At 69.5% G+C, this 1202-nt stretch carries 2 protein-coding genes; both read left to right on the top strand.

What is annotated here, in order from left to right; genetic code table 11:
- Positions 1–724: LacI family DNA-binding transcriptional regulator (locus KH616_RS25190; protein WP_292255294.1), on the top strand; the 724-nt coding region annotated here is incomplete at its 5' end.
- The coding region (locus KH616_RS25185) for an AGE family epimerase/isomerase (protein ID WP_292255292.1) at positions 721–1202 on the top strand (482 nt) is incomplete at its 3' end. The genes KH616_RS25190 and KH616_RS25185, both read left to right, overlap by 4 nt.

The following is a 1202-nucleotide window of genomic DNA, read 5'->3' as shown; positions in this document are numbered from 1 at the left end:
CCCGGTGGAGGAGCCGTCCCGGGTCTCCACGGACTTCAACCTGCTGGTATTCGACGCCGACGGGCACTTCCTGGGCGACTCGGCCGACGTCAACGTCGCGACCGGCCGCCCGCTCGTGCTGATCGACCTGTGGGTGCCGGGCCTGCGTTCCGTGAACATCGACAACGCGACCGGCGCGGCGCTTGCGATGCGCCACCTCCTCGCCGCCGGCCGCAAGCGCATCGCGTTCATCGGCGGCTCGCCCGCGCACTACAGCATCGCGCAACGCGCAATCGGCTACCGGCGCGCGTTCTTCGATGCCGGGCTGCTGTTCGACCCGGCGCTCGAAATGACGACCGACGCCGGACTCGACGCCGATACCGGCGCCGCACGCGCGATGCAGCAGTTGCTCGACGCGCCGGGCCCGCGCCCCGACGCGGCATTCGCGTACAACGATGCCGCCGCGCTCGCCGCGCAGCGCGTATGCATCGCGCGCGGCCTGCGCGTGCCGGACGACATCGCGATCGTCGGCTTCGACGACATTCCCGCCGCCGCGCACGCGAACCCGCCGCTCACGACGCTCGCCGTCGACAAGGAAGCGCTCGGACGCCGCGGTGTCGAGCTGCTGCTCGCCGAAGCGCCCGAGCACACCGAGATCTGCCTGCCCGTCGAGCTGATCGTACGGGCCAGCAGCCAGCGCGCCGCGACGCCGGCGTTCGACACCACCACGGTCACCGAATCATGAACAGGTCTCCGGCTCAACCCGGCACACCGACGCCGGCCACGCACGCGCATCCGGCCCCCTTCGTCGAGAGCTTCCGCGATCCCTCGTTCCTGCTGTCGCACATCGAGGACACACTGCGTTTCTACGCGCCGAACGCATTCGATCCGACGGGCGGCTTCTATCATTTCTTCCGCGACGACGGCAGCGTCTACAACCGCACGACACGCCATCTCGTCAGCAGCTGCCGGTTCGTCTTCAACTATGCGATGGCGTACCGGCATTTCGGCGATCCGCTGTATCTCGAGTACGCCCGCCACGGGCTGCGCTTCCTGCGCGACGCGCACTGGGACGACGAACTCAAGGGCTACGACTGGGAACTCGACTGGCGTGACGGCATGAAAAGCGCGACGCGCGACGGCACGCGGCACTGCTACGGCCTCGCATTCGTGCTGCTGGCCGCAGCGCACGCGGCGATGGCGGGCATCGAGGAGGCGCGTCC

This window comes from Burkholderia sp., assembly GCF_018375725.1.
Taxonomy (GTDB): domain Bacteria; phylum Pseudomonadota; class Gammaproteobacteria; order Burkholderiales; family Burkholderiaceae; genus Burkholderia.
Note: the sequence above shows the minus strand (reverse complement) of the source record. Positions and strands in the feature narration are given on the sequence as shown.